The sequence below is a fragment of the Arthrobacter sp. MMS24-T111 genome (assembly GCF_054888995.1).
In genome coordinates, this window is record NZ_JBTZRO010000001.1 from 3,842,152 (window position 1) to 3,855,394 (window position 13,243).

The 13,243-nt window shown below is 65.7% G+C and carries 14 protein-coding genes and 3 tRNA genes; 4 read left to right on the plus strand and 13 right to left on the minus strand.

Translation table 11 applies throughout. The features are described 5' to 3' along the window. Positions 1-98: 98 nt before the first annotated feature. From ACX5I6_RS18020 to rpsB, 5 genes are all read right to left on the minus strand, one after another. Positions 99-1,019, minus strand: coding sequence for a phosphatidate cytidylyltransferase (locus ACX5I6_RS18020; protein WP_285248147.1), 921 nt, complete (start codon positions 1,017-1,019; stop codon positions 99-101). Beyond that, the gene (gene frr / locus ACX5I6_RS18025; RefSeq protein WP_018763431.1) at positions 1,019-1,576 is read right to left on the minus strand and encodes a ribosome recycling factor; all 558 of its coding nucleotides are present in this window, start codon (positions 1,574-1,576) and stop codon (positions 1,019-1,021) included. The genes ACX5I6_RS18020 and frr overlap by 1 nt, the downstream gene beginning before the upstream one ends. 126 nt (positions 1,577-1,702) lie before the next feature. Then, on the minus strand, positions 1,703-2,440 hold the full coding sequence (gene pyrH, locus ACX5I6_RS18030) for a UMP kinase (RefSeq protein WP_018763430.1): 738 nt from the start codon (positions 2,438-2,440) through the stop codon (positions 1,703-1,705). Between the two features lie 145 nt (positions 2,441-2,585). Further along, complete coding sequence (gene tsf, locus ACX5I6_RS18035; RefSeq protein WP_018763429.1) at positions 2,586-3,422, minus strand: translation elongation factor Ts; 837 nt, start codon at positions 3,420-3,422, stop codon at positions 2,586-2,588. Between the two features lie 127 nt (positions 3,423-3,549). Next, positions 3,550-4,407 (minus strand): 30S ribosomal protein S2, encoded by an 858-nt coding sequence (gene rpsB / locus ACX5I6_RS18040; RefSeq protein ID WP_461841358.1) that lies wholly within the window; start codon positions 4,405-4,407, stop codon positions 3,550-3,552. A gap of 452 nt (positions 4,408-4,859) precedes the next feature. On the opposite strand from rpsB, the gene ACX5I6_RS18045 reads away from it, so the two are divergent. Then, positions 4,860-5,504: a M23 family metallopeptidase gene (locus ACX5I6_RS18045; protein WP_461841359.1), complete on the plus strand. Its 645-nt coding sequence runs from the start codon at positions 4,860-4,862 to the stop codon at positions 5,502-5,504. 23 nt (positions 5,505-5,527) lie between these two features. Here the strand turns inward: ACX5I6_RS18045 and ACX5I6_RS18050 are convergent, their stop codons facing one another. From ACX5I6_RS18050 to ACX5I6_RS18075, 6 genes are all read right to left on the minus strand, one after another. Further along, positions 5,528-6,718 carry an acyl-CoA dehydrogenase family protein gene (locus ACX5I6_RS18050; RefSeq protein ID WP_461841360.1) on the minus strand — a complete coding sequence of 397 codons (1,191 nt, stop codon included), beginning with the start codon at positions 6,716-6,718 and terminating at the stop codon, positions 5,528-5,530. Positions 6,719-6,881: 163 nt separating this feature from the next. Further along, positions 6,882-6,955 (minus strand) — tRNA-Ile (locus ACX5I6_RS18055). A 76-nt stretch (positions 6,956-7,031) separates the two neighbouring features. Beyond that, positions 7,032-8,228, minus strand: coding sequence for a glycosyltransferase (locus ACX5I6_RS18060; protein WP_461841361.1), 1,197 nt, complete (start codon positions 8,226-8,228; stop codon positions 7,032-7,034). 113 nt (positions 8,229-8,341) lie between these two features. Beyond that, positions 8,342-9,250, minus strand: a complete 909-nt coding sequence (locus tag ACX5I6_RS18065; protein WP_461841362.1) for a DMT family transporter — start codon at positions 9,248-9,250, stop codon at positions 8,342-8,344. Then, complete coding sequence (locus ACX5I6_RS18070; protein WP_461841363.1) at positions 9,250-9,873, minus strand: CDP-alcohol phosphatidyltransferase family protein; 624 nt, start codon at positions 9,871-9,873, stop codon at positions 9,250-9,252. Before ACX5I6_RS18070 ends, ACX5I6_RS18065 begins: the two co-directional genes overlap by 1 nt. Positions 9,874-9,936: 63 nt before the next feature. Beyond that, positions 9,937-10,794, minus strand: a complete 858-nt coding sequence (locus ACX5I6_RS18075) for a phage holin family protein (RefSeq protein WP_285248154.1) — start codon at positions 10,792-10,794, stop codon at positions 9,937-9,939. Between the two features lie 175 nt (positions 10,795-10,969). On the opposite strand from ACX5I6_RS18075, the gene ACX5I6_RS18080 reads away from it, so the two are divergent. The 3 genes from ACX5I6_RS18080 (at position 10,970) to ACX5I6_RS18090 (ending at position 12,888) form a co-directional block, all read left to right on the plus strand. Further along, complete coding sequence (locus ACX5I6_RS18080) at positions 10,970-12,199, plus strand: multidrug effflux MFS transporter (protein ID WP_461841364.1); 1,230 nt, start codon at positions 10,970-10,972, stop codon at positions 12,197-12,199. A gap of 37 nt (positions 12,200-12,236) precedes the next feature. After that, complete coding sequence (locus tag ACX5I6_RS18085; protein ID WP_018763420.1) at positions 12,237-12,416, plus strand: glycine zipper 2TM domain-containing protein; 180 nt, start codon at positions 12,237-12,239, stop codon at positions 12,414-12,416. 64 nt (positions 12,417-12,480) lie between these two features. Beyond that, on the plus strand, positions 12,481-12,888 hold the full coding sequence (locus ACX5I6_RS18090; protein WP_285248156.1) for a hypothetical protein: 408 nt from the start codon (positions 12,481-12,483) through the stop codon (positions 12,886-12,888). A gap of 85 nt (positions 12,889-12,973) precedes the next feature. On the opposite strand, the gene ACX5I6_RS18095 is transcribed toward ACX5I6_RS18090, so the two are convergent. Both ACX5I6_RS18095 and ACX5I6_RS18100 read right to left on the minus strand, forming a co-directional pair. Beyond that, positions 12,974-13,046: transfer RNA gene (locus ACX5I6_RS18095), tRNA-Asn, on the minus strand. Positions 13,047-13,168: 122 nt separating this feature from the next. Further along, positions 13,169-13,241: transfer RNA gene (locus tag ACX5I6_RS18100), tRNA-Asn, on the minus strand. Positions 13,242-13,243 lie beyond the last annotated feature (2 nt).

Below are 13,243 nucleotides of genomic sequence, written 5' to 3' on the forward strand. Positions count from 1 at the left end.
GGTGCCGGGGAAGGTGCAACCCCCCGGCCCCGGTGTGTGTCACGGGCGCCCCGCCTGGGGCCGCTTTCTTCTTCACTGCCCCGCGCCCGGGGCATCCCTCAGGCGCCGGCCACGAGTCCGTACAGGATGAAGGCCACGGGCGAGGCGAAGACGATGGAGTCCAGCCGGTCCATCACGCCGCCGTGCCCGGGCAGGATGCTGCTCATGTCCTTGACGCCAAGTTCACGCTTGACCATGGACTCGGCCAGGTCTCCGGCGGTGGAGGCGGCCACGGTTCCCACCGCGAGGACCACGCCCACCCACCACGGCTTGTCCAGTATGAAGATGGCGGCCAGGACGCCGATCAGCATGGCGCCGACTGCCGATCCGGCGAAGCCCTCCCAGGACTTCTTGGGGCTGATCTTGGGCGCCATGGGGTGCTTCCCGATGGACGCTCCCACCAGGTAGCCAAAGGTGTCGTTCGAGACCACCAGCAGGAGCATTACCGCAATCTCCCAGGCACCGATGGGCGCCAGGCCGCCTGGCCACAGCCCCAGCGGGATGGTTCCGGCCGCGTGCAGCGGCAGTGCCGCGAAGCTGATGAAGAACGGAACCCAGCCCAGCGTGAAGACGCCGGCGAAGATGCTGTTGGCCGATCCTGCGGCGCTTTCGATCGACCGCCACAGCAGGACGGCCACGGCGCTGAGCAGGAGGGCGAAGAGCTGGCTCTCAATGCCGCCGAAGTAGGCGGCGAACGGCAGGGCCACCGTACCGGTCATGACCGGCACGATGGGCATCCTGGTTCCGTTGGCCTCCAGCGCACGGTAGATTTCCCAGACGCCGAAGACTGCGAAAGCGGTGACGATCGCTACGAACGCCAGCGGGAGGAACAGCAGGCCGCCCAGCACGCCCAGCAGCATGGCCAGGCCAACCACGACGGCGGCGGGCAGGTTCCGCCCGGCCTTCGGTGTCGGGTTGCTCCTGGGCTGCTTCCCCCGTGTGCGGGCCCGTGAAGCGGGGGCCTGATCTGCCTGGCCCATCAGACTTCGAGCAGCTCTGCTTCCTTGCGCTTGAGCAGTTCGTCGATGCCGTCCACGTGGGCCTTGGTGAGGCTGTCCAGTTCCTTCTCGGCCCGGCTGCCTTCGTCCTCGCCGGCTTCGCCGTCCTTGACCAGGCGGTCCAGCGTTTCCTTCGCCTTGCGGCGGATGTTGCGGATGGAGATCTTCGCGTCCTCGCCCTTGGTCTTGACGATCTTCACGTATTCCTTGCGGCGTTCCTTGGTCAGCTCAGGAATGGTGATCCGGATGACGTTGCCGTCGTTGGACGGATTGGCGCCAACCTCGGAGTCGCTCAGGGCGCGTTCGATGTCCCGGAGGGCGGTCTTGTCGAACGGGGTGATCAGGATGGTGCGGGCGTCCGGGATGGCGAACGAGGCGAGCTGCTGCAGCGGCGTGGGCGATCCGTAGTACTCCACCAGGACCTTGTTGTACAGGCCGGGGTTGGCGCGGCCGGTGCGGACGGAAGCGAAGTCTTCCTTGGCTACCTCTACCGCCTTGTCCATCTTTTCTTCGGCTTCGAGCAAGGTTTCTTCGATCACGGTCTCTCCTGACGGTTCTGGTGCAGTCCGATCGCGCCGGTTGCACTCACGTGGTTCTTTGTTGCTGTCTCCGTCCCCGCCGTCGCAGGCGGGGACGGAACTGTCCTGAAATCATCCTAGCCGGAGCTAGGCGGTGACCAGCGTGCCCAGCTTCTCGCCGAGGATGGCGCGGGTGACGTTGCCTTCACCCTCCATGCCGAAGACGACCATCGAGAGGTCGTTGTCCTTGCACATGGTCATGGCTGTCTGGTCCATGACCCGGATGTCGCGGCGCAGTGCATCGTCGTAGCTGAGGGTTTCGAGGCGTTCGGCGCTGGGGTCTTTCTTGGGGTCGGCCGTGTAGACGGCGTCCACTCCGCTCTTGGCCATCAGGACGACGTCGGCGTGGACTTCCAGGGCCCGCTGGGCGGCCACCGTGTCGGTGGAGAAGTAGGGCAGGCCGGCGCCGGCGCCGAAAATGACCACGCGGCCCTTTTCCATGTGGCGGATGGCGCGGCGCGGAATGTAGGCCTCGGCCACCTGGCCCATGGTGATGGCGCTCTGGACGCGGGTTTCCACTCCGGCCTGCTCCAGGAAGTCCTGGAGGGCGAGGCAGTTCATGACGGTTCCCAGCATGCCCATGTAGTCGGCGCGGGAGCGGTCCATGCCGCTCTGGGACAACTCTGCGCCGCGGAAGAAGTTGCCGCCGCCTACCACGATGGCCACCTCAACCTGGGGGACGGCCGCTGCGATCTGCTTGGCGACGTCTCGGACGGTCTCGGGGTCGACACCCAGTTTCCCGCCGCCGAAGACCTCGCCGGAGAGCTTCAGGAGGACCCGCCGCTTGCTCTTCTCTGAATGCATGTCAGTGTTGACGGCTTCCATGATGCCTTCCCGTTGGTGATTCTGAAAAAAGGGTATCCTGCCGGGTCCCGTGCTCGGAACCGGCCGCGCTTGCCGCTGCGTTTCCAGCGGATTGGGCGCATGCAAAAGGGGCGGCCACCGAAGTGGCCACCCCTTGCAGTTTCGACTAGGAGCCGACGCGGAAACGCGTAAACGCAGTTCCCTTGACACCGGCCTCTTCGAGGATCTGTGCCACGGACTTCTTGGCGTCCTTGGCGAATGCCTGGTCAACCAGGACCTCGCCCTTGTAGAAGCCCGTCACGCGGCCTTCAACGATCTTGGTGAGGGCTGCCTCAGGCTTGCCTTCCGCCTTGGCGGTTTCCTCGGCGATGCGGCGCTCGGACTCGACGAGATCGGCGGGAACGTCCTCACGGGTGAGGTAGTTCGGAGCCATCGCGGCGATGTGGACGGCGACGTCGTGGGCAGCGGTGGCTGCGGCTTCGCCTTCACCGTCAACGGCGAACAGCACGCCGACCTGGGCCGGGAGGTCCTTGGAGGTCTTGTGCAGGTAAGCGTCGACCGTTGCACCCTCGATGCGGGAGATGCGGCGAACCACAACCTTCTCACCCAGGATGGCACCCTCTTCGACGACGACCTCGGACAGCGGCTTGCCGTCGACATCGGTGGCGAGCAGGGTTTCGAGGTCGGCAGCGCCGGACTCGACGGCGACGGCCAGGACCTTGTCGGCCAGCTGGATGAACTTGTCAGCCTTGGCAACGAAGTCGGTCTCGCAGTTGACCTCGATCATGACGCCGACGCCGTTGCTGACCTTTGCGGCCACCAGGCCTTCGGCGGTGGAGCGGCCTTCACGCTTGGTAGCGCCCTTCAGGCCCTTGATGCGGATGATCTCGATGGCCTTCTCGGCGTCACCGTTGGCTTCGTCAAGAGCCTTCTTGACGTCCATCATGCCGGCGCCGGTGCGCTCGCGCAGGGCCTTGATGTCAGCGGCAGTGTAGTTCGCCATGTGAACCCCTCTGTCTAGAAATGTTTGGTGGTGTACGGACCGACAGGACGGCAGCCCACGGGCGTGGGCTGCCATCCTGTCAGCAGCTCCGGCTGCGGACAGCGCGGAGAATCCGGATTGACGTGTGTTACTTGGCGTCTTCGGCGGGAGCTTCAGCGGCGGGAGCCTCGGCGGCCGGAGCTTCAGCGTTCTCGGCCGGAGCAGCAGCAGCTTCTGCCTTGTTGCCTTCGAGGAGCTCGCGCTCCCACTCGGCCAGGGGCTCTTCCGGAGCTTCGGTGGTGCCGGTGCCGCGGTTGTTGCGGGCGATGAGGCCCTCGGCGACGGCGTCGGCGACAACGCGGGTCAGGAGGTTCACGGAGCGGATGGCGTCGTCGTTGCCCGGGATCGGGAAGTCGACTTCGTCGGGATCGCAGTTGGTGTCCAGGATGGCAACAACCGGGATGTTCAGCTTCTTGGCCTCGTCAACGGCGAGGTGTTCCTTCTTGGTGTCGACAACCCAGAGCACGGACGGAGCCTTGGTCAGGTTGCGGATACCGCCGAGGTTGGACTCGAGCTTGGTCAGTTCACGCTTGAGGAGCAGGAGCTCCTTCTTGGTGTAAGCGGAACCGGCGACGTCGTCGAAGTCGATCTCTTCGAGTTCCTTCATGCGCTGGATACGCTTGGCGACCGTCTGGAAGTTGGTCAGCATACCGCCGAGCCACCGCTGGTTCACGTAGGGCTGGCCCACGCGGGTTGCCTGCTCTGCGATTGCTTCCTGGGCCTGCTTCTTGGTACCGACGAACAGCACGGTGCCGCCGTGGGCAACAGTGGCCTTGACGAACTCGTAGGCGCGGTCGATGTAGGACAGCGACTGCTGCAGGTCGATGATGTAGATGCCGTTGCGCTCGGTGAAGATGAAGCGCTTCATCTTCGGGTTCCAACGGCGGGTCTGGTGTCCAAAGTGGACGCCGCTGTCAAGCAGCTGGCGCATGGTTACGACGGGCATTCCGACGCTCCTTATTTTCCGGCAGGTCATTCATGAGAAACCCCGAAGGCTTCTTACCCTGCCAATAGTTGACGGTTGATCAGCGTGGCCCGGACGGGCCTTGCTCCTGGCATCCTCCGGCCGTCCCATCAGGACCAAAGCCCTGACCGCAGGAAGACCGGTCCTCCAAGGCCAACGCCGTGGCGTTGGGTCCCGGAGGCCCGGATGCGCGTAGTCAGCCGCTGTTCCCCCACACTCCTGAATGAGATGTGCCGACGCAATCCGGACAGGGGAAGGCACCACGAGGGTGAACCACTGGGACGGGATGCGTTGAGGGCGCAGCAAACTGCTCCATCAAGTGTACTACAGGGACCCCTGCGCGCCGGACCGTCCCGGCAGGGCCCTGGCCGGCTTATCCACATAGCCGGACTGCCCCCTCCCGGCCTGCGGAACGCCCCGGGCACGCTGGTGCCATGAAACGATCAATCCTCCTGGCAGCAGTGCTGATGCTGCCGGCATCCATGGCATCGGCAGGGCCGCCGTCGGCAGTCGGTCCTGTTTCGGCAGTCGGTCCGGCTGAAGCCGGCGCCTCCGCGACGGCAGGCGGCCCGGTTGAGGCCGGCAGCTTCGCCGGGTCCGGCGCGGCACCACTCCAGCGGGCCGGGGGCACGACGGCGGCTGCCGGACCTGGTGCCACGGCAGCCTGGCGCTGGCCCCTTGCCCCGAAGCCGCCGGTGCTGAGCTATTTCTCTCCCCCGCCGCTCCCCTGGCTCAGCGGTCACCGCGGCGTCGACCTTGGCGGCGCCTCGCCCGGCGCCGACGTGGTGTCCCCTGCGGCGGGGACGGTGAGTTTCGTCGGAGTCGTGGTGGACCGGCCCGTGATCACCATCGACCACGGCGATGGCCTGCGGAGCAGTTTCGAACCCGTGGACAGCCCGCTGGCCGTTGGGACGCCGGTGGCGGCAGGCGAGGTGGTCGGCACAGTGGTCCCCGGCCACTGCCCCTTGGCGGCGTGCCTGCACTGGGGCGTCAGGGACGGGGAGCAGTATGTCAATCCGCTCCAGTTCGTCCTGGACCTTCGCCCGTCCATCCTGCTCCCACTGGCCGGTGCACCCTGACCGGAACGCAGCCGGGCGGCGGATCAGACGATGGCCGAGATGCCCGTGATGGCCCGGCCCGTGACCAGGGTGTTGATCTCGGCGGTCCCCTCGTAGGAATAAATGGCCTCTGCGTCGGCGAAGATCTTGGCCATCTCGAAGTCGGTCACGATGCCGTTGCCGCCGAGGATGCCCCGGCCCAGCGCCACGCTCTCCCGCATACGCGCAGTGGCGAAGGCCTTGGCCAGGGCGGACTGCTCGTCCTTTGCCACACCGTCGTCCTCCAATTGCGACAACCGGACCATCATGCCCATGGAGCTGACCGCGTTGCCGAGGATCCGCACCAACTGGTCCTGGACGAGCTGGAAGGAAGCCAGGGGCCGGCCGAACTGCAGACGTTCCACTGCGTAGCTCCGGGCAACGTCGAACGCTGCCAACTGGAGTCCCACGGCCTGCCAGGCAACGGCCAGGCGGGTGACCTTCAGGACTTTGTTGACGTCGCGGAAACTGTTGGCGTTCGCGAGCTTGAAGTCTCCGGGGACCGCCACGTTCTCCAGGACGATGTCGGCGTTCTGGACGGTGCGCAGGGAAATCTTGTTTTCGATCTTAGTGGCGCTGAAGCCGGGCAGCGAGGTGTCCACCATGAAGCCCTTGACCTGGTTGTCCGCCTCGTCGCGGGCGTACACCACCACCCAGTCCGAAAAGGTGGCGTTGCCGATCCACCGCTTGGCCCCGTTCAGTATCCACCGGTCACCGTCTTTGCGCGCTGTGGTCCGGGTTCCGCCGGCAACGTCGCTGCCGCCCAGCGGTTCGGTCAGACCGAAGGCGCCGATCTTCTTCAGTGCATAAATGTCCGGCAGCCACTCGGCCTGCTGTTCCGGGGACGCCAGCAGTTCGATGGATCCGGTGAACAGCCCGTCGTGCACTCCCAGGAAGGTGGCGATGGAGGCGTCGGCCCGGGTGGCCTCGGCGTGCAGCATTCCTGCGAAAAGGTTGGAGTAGCCCTGCCGCCGGACGGGGCTGACCAAGTCCACGGCGGCGAGCTTGGGCACCAGGTCCATCGGAAACTCGCCGCGGTTCCAGCAATCCACGGCAATCGGCCGGACCTCTCGCGCCAGGAAGTCCCTGACTTCGGCCAGCCGGTCGCGCTCCTTGTCCGAGAGAAGTTGCTCGAAAGCGAAGAAGTCGCCGTCGGCGTAGGGAAGCTCACGGGGATCGGCTGCAGAGGTGGGCATGGGTACCTTCTTTGGTGATCAGCGCTGACCGGGCCGCGGTGGCGGCCGGGATGTTACTGATCAGTAACTTACCCGAGGGTGGCCCGTTAACCAAGAACTCCCGGGCTTTAACCAAGTAGACCGCGGCCGACAAGGATTGTCGGCCGCGGTCTACTTGTGGCGGTAGGGCTACTCGGACTTGAACCGAGGACCTTAGGATTATGAGTCCCGCGCTCTAACCAGCTGAGCTATAGCCCCCAACCACCCCGGCGGGCGCGCCTGGAAGGCCGCGCTCCGGCAGGGCAGAAACACTCTAGCAAACCCGGGAAAGGGTTCAGACCACTTTGTCCTCGTAGGTGGCACCGCGGTACAGGTCCTCGAAGGTCTGCAGGGTCCGCTGGATACTGTGGGGCTCCACCATCTCCCGGCTGGCCCTGCCCATGGCGCGCCGTTCCTCCTCGGGCAGTTCCAGGACCTGGGTGATCTTCTTGGCGAGATCGTCACTGTCGTTGGGCGTAAAGAGGTAGCCGTTTTCGCCGTCGCGCACCAGGTGCGGCAGGGCCATGGCGTCGGCAAGGACCACGGGGGTGGAGGCGGACATCGCCTCGAGGGTCACCAGCGACTGCAATTCAGCAGTTCCGGGCATGCAGAAGAGGTCGGCCGCGATGTAGGCCCTGCGCAGTTCCTCGTCACTCGCAAGCCCCAGGAACTTCACCCGGCCGCCAAGTCCCAGCCGCAGGACCAGGTCCTCGAGCGCGGGCCGTACTTCGCCGCCGCCCACGATCTCCAAGTGCACATTCAGTTCCGGCGGAGTCTTGCCGACAGCTTCGATGAGCACGTCGACGTGCTTTTCCTCGGCCAGGCGGCCGGCGAAGAGCACCGTGGGGTGCGCATGCGGCTCAATCTGCTCGCCGGGCTTCAGCTCATAGGCGGCGGAGTCGATGCCGTTGGACAGCGGCAGGACTTTGCGCAGGAAGGCGTGCTCATGCATGGCCCTGGCGGCCAGCGGCGTGGGCGTGGTGACGACGTCGGCCTGGCCCATGACCTTGCCCATGTCCTTCCAGGAAACCCGGCCGATGATGTCCTTGAACCACTGCGGGAACGGCAGGAAGGGGTTGAGGTTTTCCGGCATAAAGTGGTTGGTGGCCACCACCCGGATGCCGCGTTTCACGGCCTCATAGAGGACGTGCTCGCCGATCATGTAGTGGCTTTGGATGTGCACCACGTCCGGCTTGACCCGGTCGAAGAGCAGGCTGATTTCCTTCTTGATTTCCCACGGAAAGCAGATGCGGAAGGTCTCGTGGGTGAACGCACGGTGCGAGCGGAGCCGGTGCACGGTTGCTTCCGCACGGAATTCGGTGAAGCTCTTTCCCTTGCTGTCGCGGGACGCCAGGACGTGGACGTTGTGGCCCCGGGCAGTCATGCCCTTGGCCAGCCGGTATCCGAACTGGGCGGCGCCGTTGACGTCCGGCGGGTAGGTGTCCGCCGCGATCAGGATTGTCAGGGGGCGCTGGTCGGCTGGCGTGGTCATGTGGAGTACTCCTGATGGTCACGGTGCGGGCAGCGTGGAACTGACAGCACGGTTGGCCGCCGGCGCAGGTGGCGCACGGCCTCGTGGGGTTGCTTGATATGTGCGGTGATGGGCTATTGGTTCGGTTTGCCGGCGGCCTTGCGCGCGTCTTTCTTGCGCTTGGTGACCTCCGGGTGGTGCCGGGAAAGGGCGATAACCCCAACGATAGCAAGGCACGCCGCCGTTCCCATCGCGATGGCCATGACGGCGTGGACGTCGGGGCGCAGTTCACCCAGGATGATGATGCCGATGGCGATGCCCACCATGGGGTCGATGACCGTGAGTCCGGCGATCACCAGGTCCGGAGGGCCGGTGGAGTAAGCGCTCTGGACAAACCAGGAGCCCAGGCCGCCGGCAGCGATGATGGCCACCACCGAGTACCACTGCACGTTCAGCAGGAACAGCCCGTTGGGGTCCAGGAGGTGTTTGCCGATGATCCGGGTCAGGACCGCCACGAAGCCGAACAGGATACCGGCGCCAAGGATGTAGACGAACGCGTTCATGCGGTGCTTGAACGTCACCGCCAGCGTGCCGAACAGGCCCACCGCGAGGGCGAGGAGCAGCACGATGGTCAGCTCGTCTGCAAGGCTGACGTGGTGGCTTTCCTGCGTCACGTTCACGGCGAGAAGGACGAAGAGCGCCGATCCCGTGACGCATGCGGCGATGGAGACCGCCGTGGCGCGGTTGATGGTGAGGTCCTGGTCCCGGGCGTTGACCACCGTCGTGATCACCAGGGCAATGGCACCAATCGGCTGCACCACGGTCAGCGGGGCTGATACGAGGGCCACGGCATTCATGCCCATGCCCAGGCACAACAGTAGGAGTCCGAACATCCAGCGCGGGTTGCGCAGCAGCCGGAGGAAACCGTTGGAGCTCAACGCGAGCCCGCCGGTATCGGCTTTGACCGCACTCCCCTGCCGCTGGGCACCGAGCGCCAGGCAGAAGGCACCCAGGACCGCCAGCGCGACGGCGAACCACACCATCAGGTGTTACCGCCGTTGTGTTGTTCCATTTCGCGGCCCTTGCGCAGCATGGCCCAGAAGTAGTTGTAGGCGGCAATCCAGTGGCCCACCAGGCCCAGGACCAGGACCACCCAGGCGGCGGCGAGGAGTTGGCCCGCGGCGCCGGTGTCCAGGCGGGACAGGAGCAGCAGCGGCGTCCCCAGCAGGAGCAGGCCGGTCCGGACCTTGCCCACAACGCTGACGGGGAGGTCAGGATGGCCGTGGAAGAGGGAGAGCGTGAGGACCAGCAGAATGGCGTCGGGGATCACCAGCGCGGCGAGGTAGAGCCAGTGCACGACGCCGGCGATCACCAGGGTGACGGCCACGGCAAGCAGGGCCAGCCGGTCAGCAATGGGGTCGAGGACACGGCCGAGTTTGGAGGCCTGGTCGAAACGGCGGGCAATGTAGCCGTCGATCCAGTCCGTTCCGGCCATGACAGCCAGGACGGCCACGCCGGCACCGTACTCCCGCTGGGCCAGGACAAGCCAAATGAAGAGCGGAACGCCCATGAACCGCACCACGGTGAGCAGGTTGGGGATGGTGAACACGCGGTCGTGGTCCACCTGGGGCCGGCCGGGGCGGGCGCCTGCGCCAATGAACCTCACCGGTCCCCCTCTCCTTGCTGTTGCGCCGCGGCGCGGTCTTTCGGTTGTGCGTTACGGGCCTGTTCAGGCCTGGTTGGCGCGCAGGAGCCGCCGGAGCAGGACCACCAGCACCGTACCGGCCGCTGCGAGGGCGGCCAGCGGCTTCCAGCGGCGGCCCAGGTCCGCGGAGTCGGCGACGGCGGCAAACCGCTGCGTTGCCGCGTCTGCGCCGCGGGCGGCGAGCAGCTGGGCCTCACGGGCTTTGACCTGGGCGGCGGCCAGCAGGTAGCGGGCCTGCGTCTTGACGTCCAGCTCCGTGCCGAGTTCGTCCCGGACCTCGGCGAGGTGGTGGCGGCGCTGGCTGAGCCGGCGAACCAGCTCGGGCTCGGAAGCGTGCGGGAACTCTTGGTCGTGCTGGGCGGCCTTGGCTTCCTTTTCGGCCTTGGCTTTGGCGGCGGCTTCGGCCTTGGCAGCCTTCGCGGCCTTTGCCTCCGGGCTGTCCGGATCCAGGACCGCCGGATTGAAGGCGGACCCTTCGCGGGCGACGCCGAGATCGTACTTAATGCCGCGGATGGTTTCTTCCGGCACCAGCGGCATGGCTTTCTTGAACCTGGCAAGGCCCACAAGGCCGCCGACCAGGGCGATGACCAGGAAGGCGGCGGACACCAGGAGCGCTGCCAGCCAGGCAGGCATGATGGTGGCCAGCCCCATGATGGCGGCCACGATCAGGCCAACTACCAGGAACGCCACGAAGACCAGGGCGATGGCGAAGAACGCTGCGGCCACCCCAACCTGGATGCCCTTGCGCTTGAGCTCGATCTTGGCGAAGGCGATCTCGTCGTTGAGCTGGCGTGGGGCCAACCGGAAAAGGAGTCGTGCCGTTCCCGGCAGCGCGGTGATGCGCAATCCGGGACTGGTGCGCCCGCTGTGACGTCCGCTCATCGGTTCCGCCTTACTGGTCGTCTGGGTCGATACTGCCTGCGTTGTCCTGCGGAAATGTGCAGCCGCACAGTCCACGCCACCCAAACTATCATTCAGGTTCAGGGCGAACTCCGGGGCTTGCCGGGCGGCGCGGCCTACAACGCTGAAAAAACGTCCCCCGCCGGGCCTAGGATTGGTGATCGTGACCAATGCCCCCAATCCAGGCGACCTGCTGACCCGCCGCCGGAAGCTTCTGTACATCCTCCTCCTGGGCGCCCTGACGGCCTTGGGGCCGTTCACGATCGATCTTTACCTGCCCGCTTTTCCGGCGCTGGAGGCAAGCCTCGGCGTGACGGAGGCGCAGGTTCAGTTGACGCTGGCCGGCACCACCGTGGGTTTTGCGTTCGGGCAGCTGGTGGTGGGGCCGTTCAGCGACAAGTTTGGCCGCCGGACACCCTTGATCCTTGCTACCGCCCTGCACATCGCAGCGTCCATGGGTGCGGCCCTGTCCGCGGACATCGCCACCTTGGGGATCTTCCGTGTCCTGATGGGTGTCGGCGCTGCCGGCGGCGGTGTGGTGGCCATGGCCATGGTGCGCGACCTGTTTTCCGGGTATGCCATGGTGCGGATGTTTTCGCGGATGGCGTTGGTCAACGGACTGGCCCCCATCCTGGCACCGGTGATCGGCTCACAGCTGCTGCTGGTCATGCCCTGGCCCGGAATATTCGTGTTCCTTGCCTCCTACGGAACCCTTGTCATCGTGGCCGCCCTGCTGCTGGTGCGCGAGACGCTTCCGCCGGAGAAGCGTGGCAAGAGCGGCATGACTGCCCGGCAGCGGTACAAGGCGCTCTTCAGCGACCGGATCTTCGTGGGGCTGCTGATGGTGGCCGGATTCAACTTTGGCGGTCTGTTCACCTACCTGTCGGCCTCGCCCTTCCTGTTCCAGGACGTGTTCGGCTTCTCTGCCCAGCAGTACGGGTTGCTTTTTGGCATCAACTCCCTGGGCATCGTTGCCGGCGTCCAAACCAGTGCGCGCCTGATCCGGATTGTCCCGCCGCAGTGGATCCTCGCGTGCGCCACGGCCTGGATGTTCCTGATGGCCGTGCTGATCGTCGTGTTCGACCGCATGGGCCTGGGTCTGTGGGGAGTGATGGTTCCGCTGTGGTTCTACATTCTGGGGACCGGCTTCATGTTCCCCTGCGTCCAGGTGCTGGCACTGGCCGGCCACGCAGCCCAGGCGGGGACGGCGGCATCGCTCCTTGGTGCGGCTACGTTCCTCATGGCCGGGCTGATTTCCCCCGTGGTGGGCTGGCTGGGCATTACCAGCGCGGCACCCATGGGTTCGGTGCAGGCCTCGTGCATCCTGCTTGCCATCGGGGCCTTGTGGCTGGTTGTCCGCCCGCGCACGGTACCCTCAATCCACTAAGCGTCGATCCACTGGACGTCCGCCAGGAAGGCCGCAGATGAGCAGGAAACCGCACCGCAACGGACGGGGACTCTTCCTGGGAGCCGTGCTCGGCGCCGTCGTCGGCTATTTTGCCGGCCGGGCCGTGGGCAACCCGGCCTGGGGCATCATCCTGGGCACACTTGCCGGCGCAGCACTGCTCTACCGGATCAACCCCGGGTCCCGGAAACGCCGCTGACTGCCGGGCCCGGCCACGGACGCGCCACCTGCCTTCCCGGGCCTTCCCGCGATAAAATATTCCCGTGCCCAACTGGCAGAACCAACCGCCACTTCCGGCCACATGGCAACGGTGCGACGCCCGGATCCTGCCACTGTGGTGGGAGCGCCTGTGTGCCCAGGCCGGGCAGCAGTCAGCGGCGCTGTACGCAGCGGGGCTGTTCACCGAGGACCGCCGCCGGCCCATCGCCCAGTGGTTCAATCCCGCCTTCAATGCAGCCCTGCTGGTGGCTCCGGAAACCTCGCCGGAGTGGCCGGTCCAGCGGTTCGGTATTTTCTACGCCCCGCCGGATGCCGGCTTTGTCCGCATCCACTCGGCCCCGCACGAATGGAACCCGCGCGAACCCCGCAGGTCGCCCACGGAAAACGAGGCCTTCAACGCAGCCATCGCGGAGGCCGAAAGATTCCTGCAGGTGGAAATGGACTTCGTCTGATTTTCCGGGCGGATCCCAAGGTTTGGCCTGCGGAGACAAAAAATCCCTGTTCCGCCAGCTGGCGGAACAGGGATTTTCCGTTGCGCTCCTCCTGCTGGACTTGAACCAGCAACCCTTCGATTAACAGTCGAATGCTCTGCCAATTGAGCTAAGGAGGAATGAAGCAGGTATGACATTAGCAAAGGATTCCGGCCCAAGGGAAATCGGCGGTTTTCCGGGCCCCAACAGCCCGCGGGCAAAGAAAAGTCCCCGTTCCGGAGGCCGGAACGGGGACTGTGCGCTCCTCCTGCTGGACTTGAACCAGCAACCCTTCGATTAACAGTCGAATGCTCTGCCAATTGAGCTAAGGAGGAAT

Bases quoted from the DNA above. Each gene is read 5' to 3' on its own strand.
- tsf (WP_018763429.1), bottom strand. From the start codon at position 3,422: ATGGCGAACTACACTGCCGCTGACATCAAGGCCCTGCGCGAGCGCACC.
- ACX5I6_RS18075 (WP_285248154.1), bottom strand. From the start codon at position 10,794: ATGAGCGGACGTCACAGCGGGCGCACCAGTCCCGGATTGCGCATCACC.
- rpsB (WP_461841358.1), bottom strand. From the start codon at position 4,407: ATGCCCGTCGTAACCATGCGCCAGCTGCTTGACAGCGGCGTCCACTTT.
- ACX5I6_RS18085 (WP_018763420.1), top strand. From the start codon at position 12,237: ATGAGCAGGAAACCGCACCGCAACGGACGGGGACTCTTCCTGGGAGCC.
- pyrH (WP_018763430.1), bottom strand. From the start codon at position 2,440: ATGGAAGCCGTCAACACTGACATGCATTCAGAGAAGAGCAAGCGGCGG.
- ACX5I6_RS18060 (WP_461841361.1), bottom strand. From the start codon at position 8,228: ATGACCACGCCAGCCGACCAGCGCCCCCTGACAATCCTGATCGCGGCG.
- ACX5I6_RS18065 (WP_461841362.1), bottom strand. From the start codon at position 9,250: ATGGTGTGGTTCGCCGTCGCGCTGGCGGTCCTGGGTGCCTTCTGCCTG.
- ACX5I6_RS18045 (WP_461841359.1), top strand. From the start codon at position 4,860: ATGAAACGATCAATCCTCCTGGCAGCAGTGCTGATGCTGCCGGCATCC.
- ACX5I6_RS18050 (WP_461841360.1), bottom strand. From the start codon at position 6,718: ATGCCCACCTCTGCAGCCGATCCCCGTGAGCTTCCCTACGCCGACGGC.
- ACX5I6_RS18020 (WP_285248147.1), bottom strand. From the start codon at position 1,019: ATGGGCCAGGCAGATCAGGCCCCCGCTTCACGGGCCCGCACACGGGGG.